This is a genomic window from Microbacterium wangyouchuni (assembly GCF_054072595.1).
This window is the reverse complement of sequence record NZ_JBSVRM010000005.1, coordinates 277634-302915: the sequence shown is the minus strand read 5'-3', so window position 1 is coordinate 302915 and position 25282 is coordinate 277634. Positions and strand designations below refer to the sequence as shown.

General features: G+C 64.6%; 23 protein-coding genes and 1 tRNA gene. 10 read left to right on the top strand and 14 right to left on the bottom strand.

The features are described from left to right. Position 1: 1 nt before the first annotated feature. Genes ACW5CM_RS11015 through ACW5CM_RS11000 form a run of 4 tightly spaced genes read right to left on the bottom strand, consistent with a single transcriptional unit; the run spans position 2 to position 3171 of the window. Entirely contained in the window at positions 2 to 199 is a 198-nt protein-coding gene (locus ACW5CM_RS11015; protein ID WP_439256040.1) for a hypothetical protein, read from the bottom strand. 31 nt (positions 200 to 230) lie between these two features. Then, the gene (locus ACW5CM_RS11010) at positions 231 to 1169 is read right to left on the bottom strand and encodes a type II secretion system F family protein (protein WP_457125012.1); all 939 of its coding nucleotides are present in this window, start codon (positions 1167 to 1169) and stop codon (positions 231 to 233) included. Then, positions 1166 to 2032, bottom strand: a complete 867-nt coding sequence (locus tag ACW5CM_RS11005) for a type II secretion system F family protein (RefSeq protein WP_438255157.1) — start codon at positions 2030 to 2032, stop codon at positions 1166 to 1168. Before ACW5CM_RS11005 ends, ACW5CM_RS11010 begins: the two co-directional genes overlap by 4 nt. Further along, a complete protein-coding gene (locus tag ACW5CM_RS11000) occupies positions 2029 to 3171 on the bottom strand; it encodes a TadA family conjugal transfer-associated ATPase (protein ID WP_457125011.1) in 1143 nt (380 codons plus the stop codon). Before ACW5CM_RS11000 ends, ACW5CM_RS11005 begins: the two co-directional genes overlap by 4 nt. 164 nt (positions 3172 to 3335) lie before the next feature. Here ACW5CM_RS11000 and ACW5CM_RS10995 point away from each other — a divergent pair. Both ACW5CM_RS10995 and ACW5CM_RS10990 read left to right on the top strand, forming a co-directional pair. Beyond that, positions 3336 to 3417: transfer RNA gene (locus ACW5CM_RS10995), tRNA-Leu, on the top strand. Position 3418: 1 nt separating this feature from the next. Further along, positions 3419 to 4093: a DedA family protein gene (locus ACW5CM_RS10990; protein WP_457125010.1), complete on the top strand. Its 675-nt coding sequence runs from the start codon at positions 3419 to 3421 to the stop codon at positions 4091 to 4093. Between the two features lies 1 nt (position 4094). Here ACW5CM_RS10990 and ku read toward each other — a convergent pair whose 3' ends face one another. Next, the gene (ku, locus tag ACW5CM_RS10985; RefSeq protein ID WP_438255152.1) at positions 4095 to 4901 is read right to left on the bottom strand and encodes a non-homologous end joining protein Ku; all 807 of its coding nucleotides are present in this window, start codon (positions 4899 to 4901) and stop codon (positions 4095 to 4097) included. A 59-nt stretch (positions 4902 to 4960) separates the two neighbouring features. Between ku and ACW5CM_RS10980 the strand changes: the two genes are divergently transcribed. Then, positions 4961 to 7294: an ATP-dependent DNA ligase gene (locus tag ACW5CM_RS10980; RefSeq protein ID WP_457125009.1), complete on the top strand. Its 2334-nt coding sequence runs from the start codon at positions 4961 to 4963 to the stop codon at positions 7292 to 7294. Between the two features lie 2 nt (positions 7295 to 7296). On the opposite strand, the gene ACW5CM_RS10975 is transcribed toward ACW5CM_RS10980, so the two are convergent. From ACW5CM_RS10975 to murI, 4 genes are all read right to left on the bottom strand, one after another. Next, the gene (locus ACW5CM_RS10975) at positions 7297 to 8214 is read right to left on the bottom strand and encodes a cation diffusion facilitator family transporter (RefSeq protein ID WP_457125008.1); all 918 of its coding nucleotides are present in this window, start codon (positions 8212 to 8214) and stop codon (positions 7297 to 7299) included. 87 nt (positions 8215 to 8301) lie between these two features. Then, complete coding sequence (gene rdgB, locus ACW5CM_RS10970; protein ID WP_438255147.1) at positions 8302 to 8898, bottom strand: RdgB/HAM1 family non-canonical purine NTP pyrophosphatase; 597 nt, start codon at positions 8896 to 8898, stop codon at positions 8302 to 8304. Between the two features lie 4 nt (positions 8899 to 8902). Beyond that, positions 8903 to 9640, bottom strand: a complete 738-nt coding sequence (gene rph, locus ACW5CM_RS10965) for a ribonuclease PH (RefSeq protein ID WP_438255146.1) — start codon at positions 9638 to 9640, stop codon at positions 8903 to 8905. Continuing rightward, the gene (gene murI / locus ACW5CM_RS10960) at positions 9633 to 10502 is read right to left on the bottom strand and encodes a glutamate racemase (protein WP_439256030.1); all 870 of its coding nucleotides are present in this window, start codon (positions 10500 to 10502) and stop codon (positions 9633 to 9635) included. The genes rph and murI overlap by 8 nt, the downstream gene beginning before the upstream one ends. 64 nt (positions 10503 to 10566) lie before the next feature. On the opposite strand from murI, the gene ACW5CM_RS10955 reads away from it, so the two are divergent. Beyond that, positions 10567 to 11892, top strand: coding sequence for a nicotinate phosphoribosyltransferase (locus ACW5CM_RS10955; RefSeq protein ID WP_439256029.1), 1326 nt, complete (start codon positions 10567 to 10569; stop codon positions 11890 to 11892). Between the two features lie 6 nt (positions 11893 to 11898). Here ACW5CM_RS10955 and ACW5CM_RS10950 read toward each other — a convergent pair whose 3' ends face one another. The 3 genes from ACW5CM_RS10950 to ACW5CM_RS10940 are packed head-to-tail and all read right to left on the bottom strand — an operon-like array spanning position 11899 to position 15338. Next, positions 11899 to 12165: a DUF3039 domain-containing protein gene (locus ACW5CM_RS10950; protein WP_438255143.1), complete on the bottom strand. Its 267-nt coding sequence runs from the start codon at positions 12163 to 12165 to the stop codon at positions 11899 to 11901. 51 nt (positions 12166 to 12216) lie between these two features. Further along, positions 12217 to 13746, bottom strand: coding sequence for a hypothetical protein (locus tag ACW5CM_RS10945; protein ID WP_439256027.1), 1530 nt, complete (start codon positions 13744 to 13746; stop codon positions 12217 to 12219). An 11-nt stretch (positions 13747 to 13757) separates the two neighbouring features. Next, positions 13758 to 15338 (bottom strand): ABC transporter ATP-binding protein, encoded by a 1581-nt coding sequence (locus ACW5CM_RS10940; protein WP_457125007.1) that lies wholly within the window; start codon positions 15336 to 15338, stop codon positions 13758 to 13760. Positions 15339 to 15545: 207 nt separating this feature from the next. On the opposite strand from ACW5CM_RS10940, the gene ACW5CM_RS10935 reads away from it, so the two are divergent. The 3 genes from ACW5CM_RS10935 to ACW5CM_RS10925 all read left to right on the top strand — a co-directional run bounded on the left by ACW5CM_RS10935 (position 15546) and on the right by ACW5CM_RS10925 (position 17667). Further along, positions 15546 to 16238: a phosphocholine cytidylyltransferase family protein gene (locus ACW5CM_RS10935; RefSeq protein WP_438255140.1), complete on the top strand. Its 693-nt coding sequence runs from the start codon at positions 15546 to 15548 to the stop codon at positions 16236 to 16238. Between the two features lie 94 nt (positions 16239 to 16332). After that, entirely contained in the window at positions 16333 to 17286 is a 954-nt protein-coding gene (locus ACW5CM_RS10930) for a hypothetical protein (protein WP_457125006.1), read from the top strand. 75 nt (positions 17287 to 17361) lie between these two features. Then, entirely contained in the window at positions 17362 to 17667 is a 306-nt protein-coding gene (locus tag ACW5CM_RS10925) for a hypothetical protein (RefSeq protein ID WP_439256024.1), read from the top strand. A 21-nt stretch (positions 17668 to 17688) separates the two neighbouring features. Here ACW5CM_RS10925 and ACW5CM_RS10920 read toward each other — a convergent pair whose 3' ends face one another. After that, the gene (locus tag ACW5CM_RS10920) at positions 17689 to 17955 is read right to left on the bottom strand and encodes a helix-turn-helix domain-containing protein (protein WP_438255135.1); all 267 of its coding nucleotides are present in this window, start codon (positions 17953 to 17955) and stop codon (positions 17689 to 17691) included. A 484-nt stretch (positions 17956 to 18439) separates the two neighbouring features. Here ACW5CM_RS10920 and ACW5CM_RS10915 point away from each other — a divergent pair, with 484 nt between their 5' ends. The 3 genes from ACW5CM_RS10915 (at position 18440) to ACW5CM_RS10905 (ending at position 22115) form a co-directional block, all read left to right on the top strand. Then, a complete protein-coding gene (locus ACW5CM_RS10915; protein ID WP_457125005.1) occupies positions 18440 to 20146 on the top strand; it encodes an HNH endonuclease signature motif containing protein in 1707 nt (568 codons plus the stop codon). A 155-nt stretch (positions 20147 to 20301) separates the two neighbouring features. Further along, on the top strand, positions 20302 to 21900 hold the full coding sequence (locus ACW5CM_RS10910) for an acyl-CoA carboxylase subunit beta (RefSeq protein ID WP_438255132.1): 1599 nt from the start codon (positions 20302 to 20304) through the stop codon (positions 21898 to 21900). After that, positions 21897 to 22115: an acyl-CoA carboxylase subunit epsilon gene (locus ACW5CM_RS10905; protein WP_438255130.1), complete on the top strand. Its 219-nt coding sequence runs from the start codon at positions 21897 to 21899 to the stop codon at positions 22113 to 22115. The genes ACW5CM_RS10910 and ACW5CM_RS10905 overlap by 4 nt, the downstream gene beginning before the upstream one ends. Positions 22116 to 22225: 110 nt before the next feature. On the opposite strand, the gene ACW5CM_RS10900 is transcribed toward ACW5CM_RS10905, so the two are convergent. Beyond that, positions 22226 to 25228 carry an alpha-mannosidase gene (locus ACW5CM_RS10900; RefSeq protein ID WP_457125004.1) on the bottom strand — a complete coding sequence of 1001 codons (3003 nt, stop codon included), beginning with the start codon at positions 25226 to 25228 and terminating at the stop codon, positions 22226 to 22228. Between the last annotated feature and the right edge of the window lie 54 nt (positions 25229 to 25282).

Below are 25282 nucleotides of genomic sequence, written 5' to 3'. Positions count from 1 at the left end.
ATCAGATTCCGGACACGCTGGAGATCGCTTGCTCGAACACTCCGACCAGCGCAGGGCCGGCCACCGCCCAGATCACGAAAACAAGGCCGGCGGTCATCAACGTGACCAGAACCCATCCCGGAACGTCGCCGGTATCGTCCTCGGCGAAGTTTCGTGCCTCGGCGGTCGCTCGCTGCCACCAGTTCGCAATTTGATTCATTATCGATCCTCTCTTCGGTGATTGGTCCGGCTCAGCCCACGCCGAGCCGGAGAATGAACATCCCGGGAAACACCGCAAACAGCACAGATAGCGGCAAAATCAGAAAAACAAGCGGCATCATCATCAAAATTTCGCGTCGCCCGGCCTGTTCGATGAGCAGTCGCTTCGCTTCGTCGCGTGCGTCGGATGCCTGAGCATGCAGCACCGCGGCCAACGGCGCACCGTGCTCGAGCGCGGCGATGATCTGATCGGTCGCTCGCGAGAGCCCGGGCAGGCGCAGGCGGGTGTCCATCTCAGCAAGAGCTTCAGCCAGAGGCGATCCGGTTCCGGCAGCCAGCACGACCTGCCGCAGCTCAGCGGTCAACTCGCCCGAGCCGATCGCGGCGACCCGGCGCAGCGCATCGAGGAATCCTTCTCCGGCAGACAAGCACAGCGCGAGAAACTCCAGCGTCGTGGGCAACTCGTCACTGAGCCTGGCCAATCGGGTCTTGACACGACTCGTCAGCAGAACGTCCAGTGCCACCGCCGCTGCGGCACTGAAGACCACCGGCAGCACGGCAGCGGGCGGCGTCATCCGTCCGGTCAGCGCGAGGAAGATGACAACGACACTTCCCCCGCCGAACCCGGCGAGCGCCCATCCCAGTTGCCGCGCTCGAAATGCGGCCGGCTGCTCACTGCTGCCGGCCTGCGAAAGCCGTTGCGCGAGCGCGTCACTGTCGCCGAATCCGTGCAGCACAGCCGTCTTCACCCGAGCGATACCTGTTGCCGCGTACGCAGGCAGAACCCCGAACCGCGGCAGGACCCCCGCGGGCAGTACCGCGTCGTCGACGGCATCGCGCACATACGGAGCGATGCGAATGGTCAGCGATGCGGCCCGCCACCGCGGCGCCGCCGCGAAAATGCACAGGATGCCGGTAGCCAGCAGTCCGCCCAGCAGCACTGCCATCGCAGCATCCGTGATCGCGTTCATGCGAACCACCGCCGGGGTTCGGGAAGGCGGCCAATACGTACCATGATCCGAAATGCGACCACAGAGACCACCGCGCCGCCGCCGATCACCAAAACGCCTTCCGGACTGGCGTAGGCCTCGGCTCCCTCCGGCCGCATCACGAGTAACGCCAGAATCACCCAGGGCGCAACGACGCCCAGCACCGCAGCTCCGCGAATCCAGGACTGACGTGCTTCGACCTCTCCCCGCAGCGCCGCATCGGCGCGGACCGACGATCCCAGTGCCCGAAGCACACCGGTGAGCTCGGTGCCACCGACCTGCCGCGCCATCTTCAACGACTCGACGATACGGTCCGCGATCGGATCGGCCAGTGCGCTCTTGAGCCGCTCGATACTGCTCTCGAAGCGTCCGGTGGCACGCAGATCTCTGGCGAACACCGCGAAGGCCGGTCGCACCATCACTGGGGCCGAGTCTGCGAGGCTCGCCACAGCATCCGGCAGTGACAACCCCACCCGAATCGAGGCGATGAGGAGATCGCACACATCGGGCCACAGCTGCCTGCGCGCCTTCAGCAGTCGGAGCTTGCGGGATCGCAGGAAGGCGATCGGTGCGGACCCGGCGGCGATCGCGGCGACCACAGCAAGCACGACGATCCCGGTGAACAGCCACACCAGGGACGCCGCCACAAGCCCCACGGCCACGATGACCGCAATCACGGTGCGCTGCTCTACCGACCCGAAGCCCGCTTCTTCGATCAGCCGTGCCAGGCGACCGGACGCCGACGGCGTGCGGGTTTCATCTTCCTGCGGCAGTCGCGGCCACAACCATGGTGACGCGCACAACAGCAGACCCGCGGCGAGCAGCGCGCCAACGAATAGTGTCATCTGCGCTCCTCCGCCCGGTAGAGCGTTCGACTGATGAGGCGGCCCTCGACCACCTCGCCGGTCGGCGCGATCACCTCACCGATGAAGCGCCTGCCTGCGGCATCGCGCGCGCAGTGCACAACCAGCGAGACGGATGCTGCGAGCGCCGGTGCGATGAAGGATCGATCGATGTTCCGCCCGGCGAGCAGCGGCAGGAGCGTGAGCTTCTCGAGCGCCTCGACGGCTGAATTGGCGTGGACGGTACCAGCGCCGGGAACACCTGTGTTCAGCGCAAGCACGAGATCCAGCGCCTCGGCGTCACGCACTTCACCGACGACCAGTCGCTCCGGGCGCATGCGCAGGGCCTCTTTGACGAGGCGACGCAGCGTGATCTCCCCCGTCCCCTCCAAACTGGCCTGTCTTCCCTGGAGCGCAACGACGTCCGGCCCATCGACGGCGAGCTCGAATGTCTCTTCTACCGTGATGATCCGCTGCGTGTGCGCGCAGGCTCCCAACAACGCTCCCAGCAGCGTTGTCTTCCCCGCATGCGTCGCCCCCGAGACGATGACGCTCTGACCATCGTGCATCGCACGATTCAGCAGTTCGGCAACGTCGACGGGTACGGAGCCTGCCTCGACCAGCGACTGCAGCGTCCGATGACTCGGCAGGAACTTGCGAATGTTGACCGCCCACGAGCCCCTGACCACATCCGCGATCGCAACATGCAGGCGTGACCCGTCCGGTAATGAGGCATCCACGAACGGCTGGCTGATATCTACGCGTCGACCAGTGGCCTGCAGCATCCGCTCTACGAGGTCGCGCACGATCGCGTCGGTCAACCGCAATGCCACACGTTCGGACACACCACCGCGTGCGACGTACACACGGTCGGGTCCGTTCAGCCAGATTTCCTCGATTTCGGGATCATCGAGAAGAGGCTGTAGGGGCCCGAAGCCGCTGACCGAGGCGAGCACATCTCGCACGCAAGCAACCTCATCATCAATCGTCGCTTCCCCACGCGACAGTGCGAGATCGTTGTGCCGTCGCACTTCTGCTTGTGCAATGCGCCTCGCCTCCTCCGGTGCGAGGGACGGATCCGTCTGCTCTGTCCGCAGGCGACGGCGCACGCGCTCGGCGACAAGGAGGGAGGGCTGACTCACTCTGGCATCCTCGCAAGGATCGGCGATCAGCCTCGGAAGTTATCCACAGGGCCATCTTTTTCACACGAGATGATGCCGCCAAGATTTCTGGTTTTCCCGAATCGCCCGGCGGGGCTTACCAGCTATTGGGATGTCGGATCACGCACATAGAATGGGTGAGCCGCGCGGAAGTGGTGGAATTGGTAGACACGCAGGATTTAGGTTCCTGTGCCTTCGGGCGTGTGGGTTCAAGTCCCATCTTCCGCACATGCAACACATCGCACTCATCCCTTGGCTCGATCCTGAGGTGATCATCGGGGCGGCAGGGCCGTGGGCGCTGCTGGTGGTGTGCTTCATCGTGTTCGCCGAAACCGGGCTGCTTGTCGGGTTCCTCCTGCCGGGCGACACGCTGTTGCTGATCGCCGGGCTGCTCACGCACACGAGCGACGTGTTCGGGCTCAATGTCTGGTGGGTTTCCCTGCTCATCGCCCTCGCCGCATTCGTCGGTGGCGAGGTCGGCTATCTCATCGGGCACAAGGGCGGCCCCGCCGTGTTCGAACGCAGGGATTCCGGGCTGTTCAGCCGCAAGAATGTCGAGCGGACGAATGCGTTCTTCACACGCTACGGCGGCATCACCGTCATCCTGGCGCGCTTCGTTCCCATCGTGCGCACCTTCGCTCCGGTCGCGGCCGGCGTCGGCCATATGCCGTGGAGGCGATACAGCCTCTACAACCTCATCGGCGCGCTGCTGTGGGGATTCGGGCTCACGATGCTCGGCTATCTGATCGCCTACATCCCCCCGGTGGCCTGGTTCGTGACCGAGTACATCGACCTCATCCTGCTCGTCGCCGTCGGCGGTACCGCGGTGGTCACCCTATGGCATTACCTCGCGGAACGCCGCCGGGTCAGACAAGAACGCGCCAGCGAGGTCAGCCCCGGCTGAATCAGGCCGTATCGGCGCGCTTCTCCTTCGAGCGCGCGATACTCGCCCGCAGCGCCTCCATGAGGTCGATGACTTCGCCACCGGTGTCCTCGGTGTCTTCAGACTTGAAGGTCTCGGCGACATCGAAGGTCTCACCGGCCTTGATCTTCGCGTCGATGAGGGTCCTGAGCTCTTGCTGATATTCGTCCACGAACGATTCCGGATCGAAGTCGGACGAGTAGCTCTTGACCAGGCTCGCCGACAGTTCCAGTTCCTTCTTCGAGATCTTGACTTCTTCGTTCAACGACTCGAATGAGGCCTCGCGCACCTCGTCAGCCCACAGCAGCGTTTGCAGCACGAGCACGTCACCGCGCACGCGCAGCGCAGCCAACCGCGTCTTCTGCCGGAGCGTGAAGCGCACGATCGCCGTGCGATCAGTCTGTTCGAGCGTCTGGCGCAGCAGCACGTAGGCCTTCGGGGACTTCGAATCCGGCTCGAGGTAGTAGGCCTTGTCGAGAGTGAGCAGATCGACCTGCTCGCTCGGCACGAACTCGACGACGTCGATCTCACGGCTTCGTTCGGCGGGGAGTGCCTCGAGATCTTCCTTCGTGAGCACAACCATCTGGCCGTCGTCCTCGAACGCCCGGTCGATGTTGGAGTATGCGATGACCTCGCCGCACACCTCACAGGTGCGCTTGTATCGGATGCGCCCGCCGTCCTCATCGTGCACCTGATGCAGCGAGACATCGTGATCCTCGGTGGCCGAGTAGACCTTTACTGGCACGTTCACGAGCCCGAATGTCAGGGCACCTTTCCAGATCGTCCTCATGACACCATGAGACACCGTAAAGTCCGCCGATGCCAGGGGCTTGTGGATAGTCTTTCGTCATGTCACGAGCCGCGCAGGTCGTCGAAGTCGACGGCAGACGCCTGCGCCTGACCAACCTCGACAAGGTTCTCTACCCGGAAACCTCGACGACAAAGGGTGAGATCATCGCCTATTACACCGCCGTCGCTCCGCGGATGCTGCCGTTGCTGGCCGGACGGCCGGTCACCAGAAAGCGCTGGGTGAACGGCGTCGGAACAGCGGATGCCCCGGGCGAGGTGTTCTTCGCGAAGCAGCTAGAGCGGGGTACACCGGATTGGGTGCAACGGCGAGCGATCGAGCACTCCGGAGGGCCCAAGGACTATCCCCTCATCGCGGATCTGGCCAGCCTGGTTTGGTTCGCGCAGGTCGCAAGTCTGGAACTGCACGTGCCCCAGTGGCGCTTCAGCGCTGACGGCTCACGGCAGAACCCGGATCGGCTGGTGCTGGACCTCGATCCCGGCCCGGGTGCCGATCTGGCACAGTGCGCCCAGATCGCACGCTTCGCTCGCGCGATCCTGACAGACATGGGTCTGGACCCGGTACCGGTCACGAGCGGCAGCAAGGGGGTCCACCTTTATGCCCCGTTGGATGGCGCCTCCACCAGTGATCAGGCCTCCGCCGTAGCCAAGGAACTCGCCCGGGCGATCGAAGCCGACCACCCGGACCTCGCGACCAGCACCATGGCGAAGGCTGAACGCGGTGGCAAGGTCTTCATCGACTGGAGTCAGAACAGCGGGTCGAAGACGACTATCTCGCCGTACTCGCTGCGCGGTCGCACAAGGCCGACCGCGGCGGCACCACGTACGTGGGAAGAGCTTGAGGAGCCGGGGCTCCGGCAATTGACATTCGATGAGATCACCGCCCGGCTCGACGCGGGGATCGACCCTTTCGCTGCGATGTTCCCGTCGCAGCAGAACACCGCACTCGAGCCGTATCTCGCCAAGCGAAGTGCCGAGAAGACGCCGGAGCCCATGCCACAGCAAGCCTCCGCGCTCCAACCGAAAGCAGCTCCCCGTTTCGTCATCCAAGAGCACCACGCCAGGCGCCTGCACTTCGACCTGCGCATCGAGCGCGACGGGGTGCTCGTGAGCTGGGCTGTGCCCAAAGGTGTGCCCGAGCGCAGTGATCGCAACCACCTCGCGGTGATGACCGAGCCGCACCCGCTGGAGTATCTGACGTTCCACGGCGAGATCCCGAAGGGCGAATACGGCGCTGGTGCCATGACTATCTGGGACACCGGCACAGTCGAGATCGAGAAATGGCGCGAGGACGAGGTCATCGGAACCTTCCTCGGCACCGGACCGCTCGGAAGCGCGCGACTCGCGTTGATCCGTACCGGCGGATCCGGCGAGAAGTCCTCGTGGCTGCTGCACCGGATGACAGAGAGGTCACACACAGCACCGCGCCCGATGCTCGCCGAATCAGGCACGCCGGGCCTCGCGCGATCGCTGCGTGCGCCGTGGAGCGAGATCAAATGGGACGGGATCCGCGCGATCGGTGCGTGGCGAGAAGGGCGCATGCGCCTGTACGCCCGAAGCGGCACAGACATCACGGCCCGCTATCCGGAGATCACCGCTGACGGCGCACCGCATCTCGCCTCACCAGAGGCGATGGTCGACGGCGAGATCGTCGCATTCGACTCCTCCGGGCTCCCGAGCTTCAGCAAACTCCAGAGTCGGATGCACCTGACCAATGCGAGGGAGATCGAACGCGAGGTGGTGCGCACTCCGGTCGCCTACCACCTGTTCGATCTTCTCAGCCTCGACGGTCAGGATCTCACAGCGCTCCCGCTGCGTGATCGTCGAGAGTTGCTGGAGAGTCTCGCGGAAACAGCGGACATACCGGTTGTCGTGCCGCCGGTGTTCGACGATCTGGATGCTGCGATGCAGCTCAGCCGCGACTTCGGGCTCGAAGGCGTCGTCGTCAAGGAATCGGGCTCTCGTTATCGGCCGGGTACGCGTTCCGGCTCCTGGTTGAAGATCAAGCACACCCGCATGCAAGAGGTCGTGATCGCGGGCATCCGTCCCGGCAAGGGCAGTAGATCCGGTGGCATCGGCTCGCTTCTGCTCGCGATACCCGACGATGATGGCCTGCGCTACATCGGACGGGTGGGCAGCGGCTTCGACGATCGGATGCTTCACGATCTTGATGAACGCTTGACACCACTGCGCATCCAGAAGAGTTCGATTCACGGTGTCCCTCGCGCGGATGCGAGCGACGCACTGTGGGTCCAGCCGGTCATCGTCGGCGAGGTGGAGTTTGCGAACTGGACTCCGGACGGCGTCCTGCGCCATGCCCGTTGGCGGGGTCTCAGGCCAGACAAGAAGGTCGAGGAGATCACGCTCGAGCAGTGAGATCAGGCGTGAGCCTCCTCGCAGTCCGCTGCCGCGTCAGACTCGATCTGGAATGTCGAGTGCGCGACGTCGAAGTGGTCGATGAGGCAGCTCTGCAGGTGCTCGAGAAGCTCGTCGGTGCGCCCTTCGGCCAGGAGTTGCTGCGAGACCTTGACGTGTGCGGTGAAGACTGGAGCTCCTCGGGTCAGCTGCCATACGTGCACATCATGCACGCTGGTGACGCCGTCGAGCGCGAGCAGATGATCGCGGATCTCGCTGACGTGCGTATTCGCTGGCGCTGATTCGGCCAGCACCGAGAACACTTCCCGCAGCAGCACGATCGCTCGCGGAATGATCATGACCGCGATGAACAGGGAAGCGATGGCATCGGCTGGCATCCAGCCGGTCGTCACGATGATGATGGCTGCAACGATCACCGCGGCAGAGCCGATCATGTCGCCGAGCACTTCGAGGTAAGCGCCGCGGACGTTGATGCTGGTCTTCTGAGCGGAGCTGAGCAACCACATCGCAATCGCGTTGGCGATCAGGCCGATGACGGCCACGACGAGCATGAGCGGCCCGGCGACCTCGGTCTCGGTGGGCTCCAGCAGCCGTTTGACACCCTCGACTCCGACCGTCGCTGCCAAGACAATGAGGATGATCGCGTTGATCAGCGCGCCGAACACCTCGGCACGCTGATAACCGAACGTGCGGCGATCGTCCGCGGGGCGGGCAGCGACCGTGCTGGCGATCAGCGCGATCACCAGCGCCGAGGCATCGGTGAACATGTGCGCCGCGTCGGCCAGCAGCGCAAGCGAGCCGGTCAGAATTGCGCCGATGACCTGCACGATCATCACCGTGGCAGTCAGGCAGAGCGAGATGGTCAGCAACCGGCGGTTGCTGAAGGCGCGAATTCCTCCTCGCGGTGCGTGATCGTGCATGCCACCAGGCTAGCCCGGGCCAGCACGCGGAGAGGCCCCTTATGACTAGTCGGGAAGGGTAACGATTCTCAGTAGGGCCAGCGCGGTTCAGATGGCCTGCAGCAGCGGAACGAACGCTTCGAAAGCGCGCGCCCGGTGTGACTGCGACTGCTTCTCTTCACTGCTGAAGTCTGCCGTGGTGCGCTCGGCGCCAGCAGGCTGACCGTCGGGGATGAAGATCGGGTCGTAGCCGAAGCCGTTCGCGCCGGAGGGTTCGTGCGCGAGACGCCCCGGCCACACTCCTGCCACCGTGTGTTCGGTGCCATCGGGCGTCACGAGTGCGATCGTGGAGATGAACTGCGCGGTGCGGTGCGGATCGGCGATGTCGGCGAGCTGGTCGAGCAGCAGCTCGAGGTTCGCCGTGGCATCCTTCTTCTGCCCGGCCCAGTACGCGGAGAATATGCCGGGCGATCCGCCCAGCACATCCACGCAGATACCGGAGTCGTCAGCGAACGCGGTGAGTCCCGTGAGTTCTGCCGCTGCGCGCGCTTTGAGCAGCGCGTTCTCGGCAAACGTCACACCGTCTTCAACCGGTTCCGGACCGTCATAGCCGATGACTTCGAGGTCGGGCCTCGTCATCGCGATGATCTGTTGAAACTCGGCGATCTTATGCGGGTTGTGCGTAGCGAGAACGACTTTGGTCATGCCGTCACTCCCCCGCGAGGGCAGCGAGCTGCCGTTCCTTCAGATCGGCACAGCCGTTGACACCGAGCTCGAGCAGCGCATCGAGTTCGCGCTTGTCGAACGGCGCGCCCTCGGCGGTGCCCTGCACCTCGACGAACAGACCGCGGCCGGTGACGACGATGTTCATATCGGTCTCTGCGCGAACATCCTCGACATATGCCAGATCGAGCATGGGTTCACCGTCGATGATGCCGACCGAGACAGCTGCGACCGAGTCCAGCAACGGAGTGGCGTTCTTGCCGATGAACTTCTTCGTACGGCCCCACTCGATCGCGTCCGCGAGCGCCACGTACGCGCCGGTGATCGCCGCGGTGCGCGTGCCGCCATCTGCCTGCAGCACATCGCAATCGATGACGATCGTGTTCTCCCCCAGCGCCTTGGTGTCGACGACGGCGCGCAGCGCCCGACCGATCAGGCGCGAGATCTCGTGGGTGCGCCCGCCGACCTTGCCCTTGATGCTCTCGCGGTCGTTGCGGCTGTTGGTCGCCCGGGGCAGCATCGCGTACTCGGCGGTGACCCAGCCCTTGCCTTTGCCGGTAAGCCAGCGCGGAACGCCGTTGGTGAACGACGCTGTGCACAACACCTTGGTGCCGCCGAAGCTGATAAGAGCCGAACCTTCAGCATGCGAGCTCCAACCCCGTTCGATCGTGATCTCGCGGAGCTGGTCAACGGAGCGGCCGTCCGCACGAACGATGTCAGTCATGAAGTTCCTTTGCATTGGAGATGCCGGCCTCGGCCAGCTCGGAAAGATCGGGAAGAGTGATGACGCCGGTCTGCACATGCTGGACATCGCGCACCTCGGCGCCCATGAGCCGGTTGGCCAGAGCGGTGAACTCCTCAGTGGATTCGCCGGTGGCTTCGTACTTGTACCGTGCCACAGCATCCGGAGGCGCGAGCAGATCACCGCGCATGAGCTGCCGGTACACGTCACCGGCGGTCTCATCGTCGCTGGAAACGAGCGAGACGCCCTCACCCATGACGTAGCTGATCGCGCCGCGCAAGAACGGGTAGTGCGTGCATCCGAGCACGAGGGTGTCGACGTCGGCTTCGCGCAGCGGCGCGAGGTAGTTCTCCGCGGCGGCGATCACCTCAGGGGTGCCGGTGATGCCCGCCTCGACGAACTCGACGAAGCGCGGGCAGGCGGCGGTGAACACGTCGAAACGCTCATCCACCTCGAGCATGTCCTGATAGGCGCGGGAACCGATCGTGCCGACCGTGCCGATGACGCCGATGCGGTTGTTGCGAGTCGTTGAAATGGCCCGGCGCACAGCCGGACCGATGACCTCGACGACGGGGACGTCGTAACGCTCACGCGCATCGCGCAACATCGCTGAGGACGCCGTGTTGCACGCGATCACGAGCATCTTCACGCCCTGGTCGACCAGCGTGTCGAGCACCTCGAGCGCATAGCGGCGGACGTCGGCGATGGGCTTCGGCCCGTAGGGCGAGTTCTGAGTGTCACCGATATAGATGAAGGATTCTCGGGGCAGTTGAGCCCGGATCGCGCGAGCCACCGTGAGCCCGCCGACACCGGAGTCGAAAATTCCGATCGGCGCATCGTTCATGACTCACCAGCCTACCCGCGCCCAGAAGTCATGGCGGCGTCGCCACGCTCACTAAACTGAGCGCATGAACTCGTCGACGGCTCTCCTGACGGACCGATACGAACTCACCATGCTCGGTGCCGCACTTCGCGATGGCACCGCAGCGCGCCCCAGCGTGTTCGAGCTGTTCTCCAGACGGCTCTCCGGTGGTCGGCGCTTCGGTGTGGTCGCTGGCACCGGGCGGCTGCTGTCGCTGCTGCGAGAATTCCGGTTCGGTGACGATGAGCTGCGCTTCCTCCGCGATAGCGACGTGGTGGATGCTGAGACGTTGAAGTATCTGGAGAACTACCGCTTCACCGGGTCGATCCACGGATACCGCGAAGGTGAGCTGTACTTCCCTGGTTCGCCCATCCTTACCGTGGAGGGCAGCTTCGCCGACGCCGTTGTGCTCGAAACGCTCGCGCTGAGCGTGCTCAACCATGATTCCGCAGTCGCGACAGCTGCCTCACGCATGAGTATCGCCGCCGGCGAGCGTCCCCTGGCGGAGATGGGCTCGCGCCGTGCGGCCGAGATGTCAGCGGTGGCTGCGGCCCGCGCCGCCTATATCGCCGGTTTCAGTGCGACCAGCAATCTAGAAGCAGGTCGCCAGTGGGGCATCCCCACGATGGGCACGGCAGCACACTCCTGGACGCTGTTGCACGACACCGAAGAAGACGCATTCCGCGCGCAGGTCGAAAGCCTCGGCACCGACACCACGCTGCTGGTCGACACCTACGACATCCGCACCGGCGTCGAGACCGCGATCCGCGTCGCCGGCACCGGCCTCGGCGGTGTTCGCCTCGATTCCGGCGACCTGCCTACAGTCGCCGCCGCGGTGCGCACACAACTGGACGAGCTGGGAGCGGTCAACACGAAGATCACCGTCACCAGCGACCTCGATGAGTACGCGATCGCAGCGCTGGCAGCATCCCCTGTCGACTTCTACGGTGTCGGCACGTCTGTCGTGACCGGATCGGGGTATCCGACCGCGGGTATGGTCTACAAGCTCGTCGCACGGCAGGATCCGAGCGGCGGCTGGGTCGCCGTGGCGAAGGCGTCGACTGACAAAGGGTCCAAGGGCGGACGCAAGGCAGCGTTCCGCACGCTCAGCGGCGGTACGGCCACCGCGGAGACGGTTGTCGTATCCGACGGCTTCGAGGCGCTCGGAAGCGCCGCAGAGTACCCGGATTCGCGGCCGCTGCAGGTCAATCTCGTCGATGGCGGCGAGATCGACAGTTCCTACGAGGGTGCTGCGGGTGCGGCATCCGCTCGTGAGCACCATATGAGCGTTCGCGAGGAGCTGCCCGTGCGGGCACTTGCGCTCAGCAAGTCGGATCCGGCGATCCCGACACGGTTCGTCGACGCCGGGTAATCGGCCTCAGCCGACCATCGACTCGTAGATCTCCTTGCAGGTCGGGCAGATCGGGAACTTCTCCGGATCGCGTCCCGGTGTCCACTTCTTGCCGCACAGCGCGCGCACCGGCCGGCCGGAGATCGCGGATTCGAGGATCTTGTCCTTCTTCACGTAATGGGAGAAGCGCTCATGATCGCCCGGTTCGACGTTCTCTTCCTTGAGAAGTTCTTCCAGTTCGCGATCAAGTGTTGCAATGCCGCCTTGATCGGGGCTGTCCAGCGGAGTACTCATAGCGCCGATTCTAACTGGCATCGCGACGTCGCGGGTCGCGGATGCCGTCTCTCACGCTGTCTCGACGAACTCCATGAGCCGTTCACCGCTGCGGTCGTAGATCCGTCCGCCGATGACCGCTCCGACTCCGAGAATGACGATGCCGGTGCCGATGCCGACCCAGAAGGTGAGCGGGTTGTACACCCCATCGGCGATTACCGTCATGATGAACAGCCACAGGGTGGGTGCGCTGACCACAATTGCGCCCATGAAGGCGGCTGCAGGCCCGAACCCGCCACGGGATGCTGATCGCTGCGGTTGCTCGAACGGGCTGTCCCCGGGACGTGAAACCGCGTACGGCGAGACGACAGAGGAGATGCTGGACAGTCCCAGGCCCGAGAGGAAGAGGCTGGCGGCCAGTCCGATCATCGGCAGTAGCAGGTACCAGCTTTCGACCGTGGCCAGGGTCAGGGGGATGGCGATTGCCAGCACCGGAAGCGCGACCAGAAGGATCGGAGCGAGTCGGCCGAGTCGATCGGACAGTCCGCGCACACCGCTGGCCACATGCGTCCACAGTGCGGTGGAGTCATAGGCGACGTCGTTGTGTGGCAACCAGCCGAAGAACAGCGCCATGAGTGGAACGGGGACGAGCGCTGCCAGGTACAGCGGCACCCCGGCGACCAGCAACGGGAACACCGTCAGTACACCGGCTATCGGCACGATGACGAAGTTGACGATGTAGCGGCGATCGCGCAGCCAGTAGATGAGGCTCCGCGCGGCGACTGCGCCGAGGGCGTTTGCAGGCAGCAGAGCGAACCAGCCGAGGCCGGAGCGCTCACGAGACGTTACCGGGCGGTCGGTGGTGGTCAGCAGGCGTCGAACCAGCCAGGACCACAGCATCCACAACCCGACGAGTGTCACGACGGAGAGGATGGCGGTGATCCAGATTCCGAGGGCGTCGCCGCTTGCGACTGCCAGCGGGAAGGCTACGAGCGCACCGAGCGGGGTGAAGCCGACGACGTCTGCGATGGCGGAGAGTGCTTCAGGTGCCTGCTGGTCCCATTCCAGCGAGGCGAAGAAGACCGCGGCGGGAAAGGCGACGACGACGAGAATCAGAACGAACAGCGCCGTCAGTTCACGCGAGCGGCGTTCAGGAAGAAGCAGTGCGCACACTGCCATTCCGATCCGAGCGGCAACGGTCGGCGCCAACAAGCGCACGACGCCCACTGCGGCTGCCAGCGGCCACGGGATACCGAGCTGAATGGTGACGATGGTGGAGCACACGATGATCGCGAGCAGTGCGAACGAGGGCACGCTGACCAGCGAGGCAAGGGCGAGGATCCACGGCATCTGCCGCTCGCTGACGCCGAAGACACCGAAGCGCCGCGGGTCGAGCTGATCGGTGGCACCGGTCAGGATCGGTCCCAGCAGGAAGCCGAGGAAGATCGCCGCGCCCCCGAGCACGAGCACCGTACGCGCGACGGGCAGCGGGGCATCGCCCAGGCTCAGGATGGCGGTGCAGACGGCAGCCGTCGCCGATACGAGAATGATGAAACCGATGACGGTGCGCACAGTCCGCTCGCCACGAAGCGCGCCGAGCATCAACGCGACTCTCAGTCGGAGAACGTGTGCAACCATTCCAGGCCCTCCACCTCGCCGATGCCGCCCGAGAGTTCAACGAAACGAGACTCAAGCGTCTGCCCGGCGCGCACTTCGTCGACTGTTCCTTCGGCCAGCACCTCACCGCCGACGATAATCGCGACACGCGAGCAGACCTGCTGCACGAGGTCCATGCCGTGGCTGGACAGGATGACCGTGCCGCCGTGGGAGACGTAAGCGCGGAGGATGTCGAGGATCACAGCAGAGGACACGGGGTCGACGGCCTCGAACGGCTCGTCGAGTACGAGAACGCGTGGTGAATGGATCATGGCCCCGGCCAGCATGATCTTCTTGGTCATACCGGCGGAGTAGTCCGAGACGACCCGGCCGACGGCGTCGACGAGATCGAAGGCGCGCACCAGGTCGGCGGCGCGCTTCTCGATCACATCGGCGGAGAGTCCGCGCAGCAGACCGTAGTAATGCAGCAGCTGACGCCCGGTCAGTCGATCGAAGGTGCGCAGACGATCGGGCAACACACCCATGACGCGCTTGGCGCCCTGGGAGTCAGCGGCCTGGTCGATGCCGCACACCACCACCTCGCCCTCATCAGCACGCAGCAGTCCCGCCAAGATCGACAGCGTGGTCGTCTTACCCGCGCCGTTCGGGCCGACGATGCCGTAGAAGCATCCGGTCGGGATCGTCAGATTGATGTTGTTGACAGCGCGGTGGTCACCGAAGTCCTTGATGAGTCCGCGGATCTTGACCGCGTCAGTGGCGGATGCCGCGCCGACGGCGTCTGCGACGACCGCGGTGAGGGCCTCAACAGCGTCGGATGCTGTGTCTGCTGCGGTTGCGGTGTCGGCGGCCTGTTCCGGGGCTGGCTCGGCCGGCTCGGAGGCTGACTCGGCCGCCGGCTCGGCCGCGGGTTCCGTGGCCGGCTCTGCGGCGGGTTCGGATTCGGCGAGCTCCGCGGCAGATTCGGGTTCGGCCGGTGCTCGGACTGCGTCGGCGACGGGCGCCGCGGCATCGGCGGCCACGGCGGACTTCACACGGGGCTTCCGCTTGGCCGGCGTCTTCTCGGTGGCAACTTCGAGTGCGGCATCCTGCTCGGGAGCTTCGACGACGGCGTCGTTTGCGACGGCATCCGTCTTCTCAGCAGTCTTGGTTGCTTTCGCCTCGTCAGCGGCCTGCTCGGCTGCCTTCGCGTCCGCTGCCCTTTTCGCCGCGGCAGTCTTGGCTGCCGTCGTCTTTGCTGCTGCGCTCTTGGCCGAAGCGGTCTTGGATGCTGCTTTCTTCGCCGCCGTCTTCTTCGCCGCGGATTGCGCTGCCACAGTCTTCGCCGCGGTCGACGTCGCGGGCGAGGACTTCGCAGCGGTCGACTTCGGGGTCGACTTCGGGGTCGAGGACTTCACAGTAGAGGCGTTCGATGACGACTTTTTCGGAGCGGCAGCCTTCGCCGAGGTCGTCGTGGATGCTGGCTTCTTCGCCGCCGTCGTCGAACGCGCTTGCGCCGCCTTCACCTCGGCAGATCTTGGCGCACGGGCGGCGGTCGCCTTTTTCTGCTGATCAGCACGGTCATCGCGGGGAGAAGTCACTGTCTTACGCTATCAATCGGGATGGACTTTCTCCGGATCGAGCGAAATAATTGCCACCTGTGCATCTGGTGTGTACCTGATCACGAAATGGCAACGTCGCCGTCATACCCCGCGGGTTCCCAGGGGTCGTCGCTAGCATAAGGGCGGCACGAAGAAGTGTCTGGTCGATTAACCGACCGTGAACACAGATTCTTTTTAGGAGTATTCGTGACTCTTCAGACCGTCATTCTCGCTGCTGGCATGGGCTCGCGCCTGGGCCGCGCCCTGCCCAAGCCCCTCACTGAGCTCGGCGACGGCCGCACGATCATGCAGCAGCAGCACGAGAACATCCGCGCTGCTTTCGGAAGCGACGCCCGCATCACTGCTGTTGTCGGGTACCGCGCTGAGACCATCATCGAGGCCTTCCCCAACGTCAACTACGTTCACAACGAGCGCTACGACGAGACCAACACGTCCAAGAGCCTGCTGCGCGCTCTCAGCGCGACCGGCAAGGGCGGCGTGCTCTGGATGAACGGCGACGTGGTCTTCGACCCGCGCATCCTGGGACGTGCAATTGAGTTCATCGAGCGCGACCAGTCGTTCGTCACCGTCAACACCTCCAAGGTCAGCGACGAAGAGGTGAAGTACACGGTCACGGCCGAGGGCTTCATCAACGAGCTCTCCAAGACCGTCAAGGGCGGGCTCGGCGAGGCTGTTGGAATCAACTACATCTCCTCGACGCACAAGAAGGCGTTCATGCGTCAGTTGCAGCGCGTCGAGGACCAGGACTACTTCGAGCGCGGTCTTGAGCTCGCGATCGCAGAAGACGGTCTGCTGCTCGAGCCGATGGACGTCTCGGACCTGTACGCCGTCGAGGTCGACTTCGCCGAAGACCTGGAGCGCGCGAACCTCTTCGTCTGATCTTCATACTTCGCTGCACCACGCAGAGCCCGCCCCTATTTCGATGGGGCGGGCTCTCTGCGTTTTCCCGGACGGCGATTCTAAGATCAACATGATGGCTAAGAAGGTGCACACGATCCACTCCCTTCCCACGGATGCCCCGTGGGATACGGGAGTTCCTCCCGTCGGCTCCGACGAGCATCCGTTCACCGTGCGCGGGCTGGATCGCGTGCTGTCGATTCAGCGGCCCCTCGTGATCGCTCATATCCGCAGCATCCGCCTGCGCAATCCGGATGCCACGCCGGCTCAGCTCGTGCGTATTCTCGAACGTCGATATCTCGCCGCGGTCACCACCGGGGGCGCGGCGGTCGGCGCGACAGCGGTCGTCCCGGGAATCGGCACCGGAATCACGCTGGCCCTGTCGGGCGTGGAGACCGTCGGATTCGTGGAGTCGACGGCGCTGTTCGCGCAGTCGGTCGCCGAAGTCCACGGCATCGCCATCGAGAACCCGGATCGCGCGCGTGCGCTCGTGATGACGCTGATGCTCGGCAAAGAGGGCGTCGATCTCGTCGGCCAGCTCACCAAGCAGGCGACCGGACGAGGCGCGAGCCGCTCCGCCTACTGGGGCGAGCTCATCACGAAGTCGCTCCCGCGCGCGGCGGTCGGGCCCGTGGTCGATCAGCTCAAGACGATGTTCATGAAGCATTTTGCAGCGGCGGGTAGTGCATCCTTCCTCGGAAAGGCACTGCCGTTCGGGCTCGGGGCGGCGGTCGGTGGAGCCGGAAACCATCTTCTTGGTCGTCGTGTGCTCACGACATCGCGGCGTGCGTTCGGCGTTGCCCCGGCCGTGCTGCCGTACGCCCTGGAACCGGTCGCAGGAGCTGAGAAGCTGGAATTACGGATGCTGCGTGGTGCGCGCTACGCCGGCGGCGCCGTTGCGGGTGCTGCCGGAAGCATCGCCCGAGGCGCCGGATGGATCGGGCACCAGGTCGGTTCCGTGGCACGGCGAAAGCCGAAGGCAACGGAGATCGAAAGCCTCGACTCCTCCTCCACGGATAGGGATTCTTAGGACTTATCCCCCGCCCGCGTAGAAGGTCCATCTCCGGGCGAACTGGCGTCGGATGCCACTCCTACCGTGGCGGGCATGCTGAGACCGCTAGATCTGACCGAGCTCCCGCCTCCACCCGCCTACCGTGTTCCGTGGCGTGTGCTGCGCAACGATCCGGAGCATCCGATCATCGTGAACGACGGACGGGATTCCGCGGATTTTGTGCGGGTATTTCACGACGATGATGGTGCCACCGGCCCGCCCCAGCTGTGGGGGCAGGTACTTCCGGCAGAGCAGATCGAGCTGTGCCTGTGCGCAGTCGACACCGACAACGCGACGGTTACTCTCGCGTGGTTCCGCCAGGCTGACGGGCTGGAGTACGTCTGGAGGTTCGTTGTCTGAGGATGCGCGGTCGCGCAGCGACTATTCGCCTTCGCGGCGGCGCAGCTCACGCCGGAAATCTGCCTCGGAGTACGGTTTCAGATCTTCAGGGAGATCTGACGCGGTGAGCCCTTTCAGGAAAACCGTGGGCTCAACCTCGAGTGCGGTCGCGAGCTGAATCAGCACGAAGAGCGTCGGGTTGCCGTTGCCACCCTCGATCCGAGCCAGGTGCGACACATCCATGTCGGCACGCTCGGCGAGCTTCGCCCGACTGATCGTCGCTTTGGAACGCAGTTCCCGAACGAGCATTCCAACATGCTCAGATGCTCGAGACCGGGGCGCTTTCATCCTTTAAGCATCCCGGCGCTAGGCGCTCCTTCCGCAGGCCTATAGCCTTGGGCTTATATGCCATCGTCTGGCGTGCCTGTTTTGATCTGGTTCTTCTCGATCTGTCGCGTCCTTACGCACGGGTATGTCGCGAACCAGAAGTCCGTCTTGTGAGCAGTCTCGGATCATTTCGATTTCTCCACGGTCGATGGACCCCGCGGGCTCCGGCCGGGACAGGGACCACGAAAGACCCACTCCTCGTGTGGCTCGCCGAGATCCTCGTACGGTTGAACGAACTGTGCGCTGACGACGACTTCACCACAGGTCAACTCGCAGAAGCAGTTCCTCGAATCACCCGATCTGACGGATGCCGTCACCGGCGCCGTGCTGAGCAATCAGGACACGAACAACCGCATCGCCTATCGTAGATTAAAACGAATGTCTGAGGTCAGTGTCAGTATGAACTATGGCAGTTTTCAGCGACGTACTCGACCTGATCCCCGCGTTGCGGGGACAGTGCGCCGGTGTCGCATGCACGGTGCCCATCGAACTGAACGCCATGGATGACGCGGCGATCGTCGCCACCCTCACCGAAGCCACCGAACTCGTCAACCAGCTAGAGCAGATCCGACTCGCAGCGAGCGGCGTCGTTGCCGTCCGGTCATCACGCGGGACGGGGCATTCCGGACTCGCACAGTCGCGTGGTCATCGCAGCGCGAGCGCGCTGATCCAAGACATCACCGGCTCAACCCGTGCCGAAGCTCACCGCATGGCGCGGGTAGGCCAGACGCTCCTGTCCGACGGCCAAGCAGATGCCAAAGGCTGGGCCACCGGCACTGGCACCGGCCCTGGTGAGCCTGGCTCTTCTAGCTGGCTCGGCGGACCGGGCGAAGCACCGAACTATGGCAACGGCGACGCGGCGGCACCTGGTAACAATGCCGGGACGGGAAGCGGGAGCAGCACTGGGGCTGGCGCTGGAGATGGCGGGGATGACCCCACCATCTCGTGGGGCACCGATGACGGCAGCTCAGGCAGCGAAGACGCTCCGAGCAGCGACAGCGCGTCCCAGCCGACACCTCCCCCGCCCAATTGGCACGCACCATTGAGCCGAGCGCTGCTGAACGGCGCTATCACTGGCGCGCAACACGACGTGATCCGTCGCGGCCTGGGCGAACCACCGACGATTGATCGTGCAACGCTCAACTCACCCGAAGATGCCGCGAGACTCGAAGAGACGTGGCGCGAAGCATGGCAGCTTGCCGCCGAACAGCTCATCACCGAAGCAGCGGATCGCACAGTCGAAGAACTCGGCTCCACTGCGCGGATGATCCGCGACCAACTCGACCCCGAAGGCGCAGCCGCTCGCTTCGAAGAGCGCTACGCGAGGCGCTCGTTCCGGCTCTGGACCGACGCCGACGGCGTGCACCACGGCAGTTTCATCTTCGACGACGAAGCAGCCGCCCTCGTCCGCACGATCCATGATGCAGCCCTTCGCCCGCGCCGCGGCGGACCGCGCTTCGTCGACTCCGATGAACGAGCCGCCGCAAAAGACCTCGCAGACGACCCGCGCACCAACGATCAACTCGCGCACGACCTCATGATCGACGTGCTGCGCGCTGGCGCGCTGGCCGATGCAAAAACAGTGTTCGGCGTCCGGCAGGCCGGATTGCGGCTGGTGCAGACCCTGAACACCGACGGCACCCACGGCCCTGTCCACACCGAGGACGGCGTGACACCGATCCCCGCAGCGTTCGCTGCTCAACATGCATGCAACATCGGATTCATACCGATCAGCGTAGACAGCGACGGCAATCCACTCGACGTCGGCAGAGAACAGCGCCTGTTCACGACGAAACAGCGCATTGCGCTCGCGATACGCGACGGCGGTTGCCGGTGGAAGGGATGCGATAGACCCGCCTCCTACGGCGAAGCCCACCACATCGATCATTGGTCAACTGGCGGACGCACCGACATCGACCGGGGCATACTGCTGTGTCGATTCCATCACCTGCAACTGCACAACGGCGGCTGGTCGATCGCACGAGATCCGGACGGCGACTTCGTGCTGCACGATCCATCCGGCGGCAGTCGCATACTCCATCGAAGACTCGCCCTCCGCTATGCGTTCAACGACATCGATCCACCGCCACGACGATTCCGGCGAGTCGCATGAACTGTTCGCGTGCGGCTTCCGGTGCAAATGCAGAACACTCGAACTCGACGAATCCGATTCGTACATCGTTTTGCATCGGATGGGTGGAACCCTGCAAAGGATCCGGCAACCCATTGTGCGAGGCATCCAACGCCCGGCGCCATCCCCCTACTAGTGTGGAATCCGTGACGGACACTCCTGACCTCTTTACCACCGCCGGCAAGATCGCCGACCTCCGCGCCCGCTATACCGAGGCCGTGGTCGACGCTGAAGAGGTCGCGAAGGGGAAGCAGCACGCCAAGGGCAAGATGACCGCCCGCGAACGCATCGAATGCCTGGTCGACCCGGGCAGCTTCGTCGAGTTCGACGAATACGTGCGCCACCGCACCACCGCCTTCGGCATGGATCGCTCCCGCCCCTACGGCGACTCCGTCGTCACCGGCGTCGGCACGATCCACGGCCGCACGGTCGCCGTCTACTCGCAGGACTTCTCCACCTTCGGCGGCTCGCTCGGTGAGGTCGCCGGCGACAAGATCATCAAGATCATGGAATACGCCCTCGCCGGTGGCATGCCCTGCATCGGAATCCTCGACTCGGGCGGAGCGCGCATCCAAGAGGGCGTCGTCGCCCTCGGCAAGTACGGCGAGATCTTCCGCCTGAACACTCGCGCATCCGGTGTCATCCCGCAGATCTCCATCATCATGGGGCCGGCCGCGGGCGGCGCCGTGTACTCCCCGGCTCTCACCGACTTCGTCATCATGGTCGACAAGACGAGCCAGATGTTCGTCACCGGCCCCGACGTCATCAAGACCGTCACCGGCGAAGACGTCGGAATGGAAGAGCTCGGCGGCGCATACACGCACAACACCCGCTCCGGCGTCGCGCACTACCTCGCCGAAGACGAGGACGACGCGCTCGACTACGCACGTACCCTCCTCAGCTTCCTGCCCGACAACAACATGGCGGAGCTCCCCTCCTACGAGGGCGTTTTCGAGTTCGAAACCACGGATGCTGATCGCACGCTGAACACGATCATCCCGGACTCCGCGAACCAGCCCTACGACATGCACACGGTCATCGAGCACGTCGTCGACGACGGCGACTTCCTCGAAGTTCAGCCCCTGTTCGCGCCGAACATCCTCATCGGCTTCGGTCGCGTCGAAGGACGCACCGTCGGCATCATCGCCAACCAGCCCTCGCAGATGGCAGGAACCTTGAACATCGAAGCCGGCGAGAAGGCCAGCCGCTTCGTCCGCTTCTGCGACGCGTTCTCCGTCCCGATCGTCACCCTCGTCGACGTTCCCGGATATCTTCCCGGCACCGACCAGGAATGGACCGGCGTCATCCGCCGCGGCGCGAAGCTGCTCTACGCCTACTCCGAGGCGACCGTGCCGCTGGTCACCGTGATCCTCCGCAAGGCCTACGGCGGCGCGTACATCGTCATGGGCTCCAAGCAGCTCGGTGCCGACGTCAACCTTGCCTGGCCGACCGCCGAGATCGCTGTCATGGGCGGCCAGGGCGCCGTCAACATCCTCTACCGCGGCGAAATCCGCAAGGCGGAGGAAGCCGGCGAAGACGTCGCAGCAGTGCGCACGCGCCTCGCCAACGAGTACACCTACAACGTCGCATCGCCCTTCCTGGCTGCGGAACGCGGAGAGCTGGACGGCATCATCGAGCCGGCCAACACCCGAGTTTCGATCGCCAAGGCACTGCGCTCGCTGCGCGGCAAGCGCGAGGAGCTGCCTCCCAAAAAGCACGGGAACATCCCGCTGTGACCGATCCCGATCACGCACCCGACGTCCGAATCATCCGCGGCAACGCGAATGAGGAAGAACTCGCCGCCCTCATGGCGGTCGTCACTGACGCGTATGAGCGCGAAGCAGCGGATGCTGTCGCCGAAGAGCCGAGCGTTTCCGCATGGCAACGAACCCAACGCCCGCTGCGCAAGCCGCTGCGGCGTGACATCCCGTGGGGACGATTCTCGGGCTGATTCCGCCCTTCGACAGGCTCAGTGATCGGTGACAGACTCAGGAATCGGCGACAAGCTCAGGAATCGGCGACAAGCTCAGGCTGATTCCGACGCACCTGGAGCTGGCCGGTTCAGCCGACGAGGCGCGGCGCGGCGAAACGCAGCGTGACGAGCTGGAACGGGCGCAACGTGAGATCGTCGCCATCAAGCGCCACAGCATCCACTTCGCGCTCCAGCAGATCCGTCTCGCACACGCGGTCGAACTCGAACGACGTCGACAACTTGGCCGCTGCACGACCGCCGTGCGCCTCGTAGAGTCGAACGATTACATCTCCGCTGCGATCCTCGGCGAGCTTCACCGCTTCCACCACCACCGCATCCGATGACACCGAAACCAGCGGGGCGAAGCCATCCGCCCCGACGAGCGTGCGCGTCGGCAGATTCAGCCGATACCCCTCGTGCACGGCATCCGCAATTGAAGAATCCGGGCGAATACTGACCCGGAAGGTGTGCTCACCCTGATCGGCGTCCGGATCGGGATACATCGCCGCCCGAACGAGCGAAAGTCGCACATTCGTCATCGTGCCGCCTCCCTCACGCGGCGCGCGGGTGATGTCGTGACCGTACGTCGCATCGTTCGCGATTGCAACGCCAAAACCTGACTCGCCGACATGCACCCACCGGTGCGCGACCGTTTCAAAGCGTGCCATGTCCCATGAGGTGTTCGCGTGCGTCGGACGCCGCACATGCCCGAACTGGATCTCCGAGCTGGCCTGATCGGCATGCACATCCAGCGGAAAAGTCAGCTTGAGCAGCTTCTGCCGCTCGCGCCAGTCCACCGTCGTCTCAATATCAAGCGCCTGCGCGTCTGCGGCCAGGGTCAGGGTCTGCGTGATTCGCGTGGCCCCCCGGCCGCGAACCACGCAGACGACTGCCGCAGTGGGATGCGCGCTGTGCTCGATCGAGACCACATCGGTCAGGTCGATGACATGACGGCGATAGTGCTCATCGATGTCCCAGGCGTCCCATTGCGTTGGCGTGTCACGGTGCAGTTGCAGGAGGTTGCCCTTCTCCCCCGGTGCGATCGCGTCACGTCCGGTCGCACGGACGATGAGCGAACCGAGCAGCCCCTCGCCGTCGATGTAAACCGTCAGGTGTTCATTCGACAGCTCGAATCCGCCATCTCTGCGCACGACTGTCGCGGGCTCTGCCTCGCGCCGCACGGCGGCGGCGATCCCCATCGCGGACGCGCCGTCCTGCGCGTAGGGCCCGGCGTTCACAACCAACGCGGTCTCACCCTGACCGACGACTTTCTCCAGCGCCGTTGCGATGATCCGCTCTGTCGCCGCCAGCACTTCGGCGTAACGGCGCTCGGCCTCCCGATGCACCCACCCGATCGATGTGCCCGGCAGAATGTCGTGAAACTGCTGCAGCAGCACGGTCTCCCAGATCCCATCCAGCTCGTCATAGGGATACGTCCCACCGCGCAATGCCGCTGCCGTCGCCCACAGCTCCGCCTCGCGCAGCGCATGTTCGCTGCGCCGATTGCCACGCTTCGTGCGCGCTTGCGAGGTGTAGGTGCCGCGGTGGAATTCGAGGTACATCTCCCCCGACCACACCGGCGGATTCGGATACTCCGCCTCCGCCGCGGTGAAGAACTCCGCGGGACTGGACAGCGTAACCGTCGGCGATCCCTCCAGATCACGCAGGCGCGTCGCCGCGGCCAGCATCTCACGGTTAGGGCCGCCACCGCCGTCGCCGTATCCGAACGGCACGAGCGACGTGTTCGCCATGCCCTTCTCGGCATATTGACGCTCGGCCCTGGCAAGCTCCGCCGCTGTCAGCTGCGCGCTGTAAGTGTCGACGGGCGGGAAGTGCGTGAAGATACGTGATCCATCGATGCCCTCCCAGAAGAAAGTGTGGTGCGGCATCGTGTTCGTTTCGTTCCACGACATCTTCTGCGTCAGCATCCACCGCGAACCCGCCGCGCGCGCGATCTGCGGCAGCGCCGCCGAGTAACCGAAGGAATCGGGCAACCAGACATCCAACGGCTCGACACCGAACTCCTCGATGAAGAATCGCTTGCCGCGCACGAATTGACGCGCCAGCGCCTCGCCACCCGGGAGATTCGTGTCGGACTCGACCCACATTCCGCCGGTCGGCACGAAACGGCCGGATGCCACCGCCTCGCGCACCCGCGAGAACAGCTCCGGCTGATACCGCTTCAGCCAGGCATACTGCTGCGCCGACGAAGCCGCGAACACGAAGTCCGTCTCCCGCTGCAACGACAGCACGTTCGAGAAGGTCCGCGCGATCTTCCGCTGCGTCTCGCGCACCGGCCACAGCCAGGCCGAGTCGATATGCGCGTGCCCGACCGCATGTATGCGATGCGCAGAAGCGGATGCCGGCGATGAGAGCACGCCGACGAGCTCTGCCCGTGCATCCGCAGCCGAACCCGAGAGATCGTCGGGGTCAGCGGCGTCGACCATTCGCTCCAGCGCGCGCAGGATCTCAGCGCGCCGCGGCGATCCCGTGGGCAGCTCAGCCATCAGCTGCACCAGCACACGCGCATCCTGCAACAGCTCCCACACGACGATGTCGCGCACGGCGATGTCTGCGCAGGCGAAGGTGTACAGCGGGTCGGTGCCGGCCGTCTCCAACTCTCCCAGCGGCGTCGGGAGGAAGTCGCGGAAGCCGTCGGCGACATCCGGGTTGGCGGCCGCCTCGAGATACAGCTCGAAGGACTCCCCCGGAGCCGCGTCCAGCGGTACGTGGGCATTGCGCGGCTCCACCGCCTTGACGATCGTGCCGTCCAGCCGGTAGACAGTGCCCTCTGCTTGAAATCCGGGCTCGGCCGCGTTGAAGCCGAGGTCGAAGAGCAACTCGGCACCGGGTGCCTCCGGTACCGTTCCTGTCACTCGTAGCCACGTCGTCCCCCACGGACGGCCCCAGCGCATCCCTACGACGAACGGTTCAAAGACCTGACCTACAGCATCAGCGAACGGTACCGGCTCCCCCGGCACATCCCAGCTCGCTAAAGTCAGCGGCACCCGATCCAGGTACACATTCGGTAACAGACGCTCTTCGATGAAACGACGTACACGAGCTTCGATCAACACGGATGTGTCATGCATTCGGCAGCGAACTCCAAAGCGAAGGGATACCTAATAGTAAATCGATTAGATTTA